General features: G+C 76.3%; 2 protein-coding genes. Both read left to right on the top strand.

What is annotated here, in order from left to right; translation table 11 throughout:
- Window positions 1–2,764, top strand: a 2,764-nt coding sequence (gene recG, locus GTQ99_RS20615; protein ID WP_166617574.1) for an ATP-dependent DNA helicase RecG, incomplete at its 5' end; no start/stop codon positions are given.
- A gap of 103 nt (window positions 2,765–2,867) precedes the next feature.
- A partial coding sequence (locus GTQ99_RS20620) for a hypothetical protein (RefSeq protein WP_205707928.1) occupies window positions 2,868–4,117 on the top strand: 1,250 nt, incomplete at its 3' end.

A 4,117-nucleotide genomic window follows, 5' to 3' on the forward strand; every position in this document is an offset into this window, starting at 1 on the left:
GACCTCCACGGTGCTCAGCGGCACCGCCGCCGGGACCGGTGGGCAGCCGGTGCCGCTGAGCACCGTGGAGGTCGCCGTCCGCGAGCAGCCGCTGGGGCCGGCGCAGCGCACCGTGGTGTGCACGGTGGGCGCGGCGCACCCGCTGCGCACCGCGCTGGGCGAGCTGCCCGGGGCCACCTGGGACGGGCAGGGGTCCTGGCTGCTGCCGCTGACGCGGCGCACCGCGCTGGCGCTGCGCCGGGCGTTGACCGGGCACCGCGTGCAGCTGCTGGGCGGGGCGCGCGAGGCGCTGCGCGCCGCGGCCGACTCCCCGGCGCCCCCGGACGTCACCGTGGTCGCCGTGGACCCGGCACCGGGCGGCGAGGGCGCGGTCGCCGAGCAGGTCATCGCGATCCGCTTCGAGCACACCCCGGCGCTGCAGGCCGACGTCAAGCGCCTGTGCGCGGCGCGCTGGAACAGCACCGAGGGGTGCTGGGTGGCCGGCGTGGACAAGGTCGACGACGTCGTCCGCTTCGCCGCCCGGCACGAGCTGGTGCTCGACCCGGCGGTGGAGGCGCTGGCCGCGCAGCGGGACGCGCCGCTGCGCTACGACGGCACCGTCGACGGCCTGCGCGGCGTCCCCGTCACCGAGCTGCACACCGTGCGGGCCAGGAAGGCGCGCGGCAAGACGCCCTCGCTGGCCGATCGGCTGGCCGAGTTCGGCGTCGAGAGCGTCTACGACCTGCTCATGCACGTGCCGCTGCGCTACCTGGACCGCTCGAGCGTCATCCCCGTCCGGGCGCTGCGCGAGCACGTGGGCGAGACCATCGGGCTGCTGGCGCGCATCGACTCCGTCGGCCAGTACGACCGCACCAAGCGCCTGCTGCGCGTGCAGGTCAACGACGGCACCGCGGCCCTGACGGTGACCTTCTTCAACTCCCCGTGGCTGGTGCGCCGCTACCGGCCCGGCGACGAGGTGTCGATCTACGGCAAGGTCGAGGCGTACACGCCGCGCTCGGGCCGGCCGGTCCTGCAGATGACCAACCCGCTGATGGACCCCATCGGCGACAACCCCGCCCCGATCGTGCCGGTGTACAACCAGTCGGCGAAGTCCAACGTCACCACGTGGGACCTGCACTCGGCCGCGATGGAGGCCGTGCGCCGCCTCGGCGAGCTGAGCGACCCGCTGCCGGGCGAGGTGCGCGAGCGCCACGAGCTGATGGACCGCGCCGAGGCCTACCGCCAGGTGCACCACCCCGACAGCCTGGAGCTGGCGGCCAGGGCCCGGGACCGCCTGGCCTTCGACGAGCTGCTGCGCATGCAGATCGCCCTGGGGCTGCGCCGGCACGCCACCGCCGCCGAGACCGGCGTGAGCCACGCCCCCACCGGCGAGCTCACCGGGGCGTTCCTGGCCGCGCTGCCGTTCCCGCTGACCGGCGCGCAGGAGCGGGCGCTGGCCGAGGTCCGCACCGACATCGAGCGCCCGCACCCGATGCACCGCCTGCTCCAGGGGGACGTGGGGAGCGGGAAGACGGTCGTCGCCGTCATGAGCCTGCTCATGGCCGTCGAGGGCGGCTACCAGGGCGCCCTCATGGCGCCCACCGAGATCCTCGCCACCCAGCTGCACACCGAGCTGGTGGAGCGCCTGGAGGGCCTGGCCCGCGCCGACGGCCGCCCGCTGGTGGTGGAGTTCCTCGGCTCCAAGACCAGGGTCAAGGACAGGCGGCGCATCGTCGCCGAGCTGGCCGAGGGCGGCATCGACGTGCTCGTGGGCACCCACGCCCTGCTCGTGGAGGACGTGGAGTTCGCCCGCCTGGGCCTGGTCGTCGTCGACGAGCAGCACCGCTTCGGCGTGGAGCAGCGCGCCGCGCTGCGCGCCAAGGGGGCTCCGCTGCCCGGCGGCGGCCCGGAGGGGGCGGGGCGCAGCGTGCCGGACATGCTCATCATGACCGCCACCCCCATCCCGCGGACCGCCGCGCTGACCGTCTTCGGCGACCTGGCGGTCACCGTGCTCGACGAGCTGCCGCCCGGGCGCACCCCCATCGCGACCCGGTGGATCCCGGAGGAGATGTCCCCGGCCGACGAGCACGCCGAGGCGTGGGACCTCATCCACGAGCAGGTGGCCCAGGGCCGCCAGGCGTACGTGGTGGCCTCCCTGGTGGAGGACAACGAGAAGCTGGCGGCCCAGGCGGCCACGAGCCTGTTCGAGGAGCTGGGCGCCGGGGCGCTGGCCGACCTGCGCCTGGGCCTGGTGCACGGCAAGCAGGACCGCGCCGAGCGCGAGGCGACGATGGCCGCCTTCAAGCGCGGCGAGGTCGACGTGCTGGTGGCCACCACCGTCATCGAGGTGGGCGTCAACGTCCCCAACGCCACCGTCATGGTCGTCGTGGACGCGGCGCGCTTCGGCATCGCGCAGCTGCACCAGATCCGCGGGCGCGTCGGGCGCGGGCGGTGGGCCTCGCACTGCCTGCTCACCGGCCGGGCCTCCTCGGCCGACTCGGTGGCGCGCCTGCAGGCGCTGCAGGAGTCCACCGACGGCTTCCACCTCTCGGAGGTGGACCTCGACCTGCGCGGCGGCGGCTCGCTGTTCGGCAACCGCCAGTCGGGGCAGTCGGACCTGCGGGTGGCCGACCTCAAGGCGGACCTGCCGATGGTGCAGACCGCCCGGGCGGAGACGGACCTGCTGCTGGACGGCGACCCGACCCTGGCCCGCCGCCCGGGGCTGCGCGCCGAGGTGCACAACGCGCTGGGCGAGGACGCCGCCGAGCGCCTCGCCCGCTCGTGAGGCGCCGCACGCGGCGGGGCCGGCCCGCGGCGGTGCGCGCCGACCCGGCCGCGGGCGGCGCCTACCATCGGAGCGCCGTGCGGACGAGGTCAGGAGGCGGTGCGTGAGCCAGGTGACGTCCGGGTGGCGCGAGGGCGCCGCCGCGGGTCCCGGGCAGGGGTTCCCGCCCGCGACCGTGGAGCTGATGAGCGCGCTGCTGGCCGAGGCCGGGTCCCTGGCGCACGAGGCGCACCGGCTGCTGTCGCCGGTGGCCTCCTCGCGCAGCCGGCTGCGCGAGCGCCTGCTGGCCGAGGGGCAGGTCCTGCCCTTCCCGCACCACGCGGCCGCCCTGGTGCCGCGGCACAGCATCGCCGCCGTCGACGGCGGCAGCGTGCGCGAGCACCTGTACGCCGCCGACCTCATGGTCGCCGTCGCCGTCGCCGCCGAGGGCATGACGAGCACCGGCGGCCACGAGCTGTCCCAGCACCACTGGGCGCACGTGCGCGAGCACGAGTCGGAGAACGACCGCCTGCTGTCGGCGGCGATGGCCACCCTCGAGCTGCGCCTGCTCGCCGACCTCTCCCACGACCTGCGCATCCTCGACGGCTCGCACGGCACCCCCGTGATCGCCCTGTCCACGGCGCTGGCGGCCCGCTCCAGCGCGGTCGCCGACGCGGCCGCGGAGCTGGTGGACGACGAGGTGGTCGCCGCGCTGGCCTCGCTGGCCGACCCCGACCAGCGCGCCCACCCCGGGGAGGTGGTCGCGCTGCCCAAGGCCGACTCCGCCCACGCCTTCGCCGAGCTCTACCGCGCCCGCTACGGCCTGGACCTGCCCGGCGGGGACCGCTTCCTGGCCGCCCAGGTGCTGCGGCCGGGGGAGATGCTGCGCCCCCGCCCGGCCGACGAGGTCGCCGGGATGCACTTCACCGCCCGCGACGACGCCTCCGCGGCGGTGCACCGCGCCGCGGGCCGCCTCAACGGCGCCGTCGCGCCGCTGCGCGAGGCCGCGCAGGAGGCGCTGCTGCTGGTCACCTACGTCAAGCCCGCCACGAGCGACACGGTGCTGAAGGTGGAGCTGCGCGTGTCCGAGCCGCTGCCGGACACCGCCTCCGGCGCCTCCTCGACGGCGCTGGCCGAGGCGCAGCGCCTGGCCGGGCTGCTGTCCGCGGAGACGCCGGGCCCGCACCTGCAGGAGCCGTTCGCGCAGTACGCGGTGGACCTGGCGGCCAAGAGCGTCTCCGTGGGCGCCGAGGCCCTCAACCAGTCCATGATCGCGATGCTGCCGCCCGGCAGCGACGACTACCTGACCCTGCTGGCGCGCTCCTACCGCACCGCCGGCGGTGGGGGTGGCGGGCGCGCGCCGCGCGCCGGGGG

Origin of the sequence: Kineococcus vitellinus, from assembly GCF_009906315.1 — a bacterium.
Lineage (GTDB): Bacteria > Actinomycetota > Actinomycetes > Actinomycetales > Kineococcaceae > Kineococcus > Kineococcus vitellinus.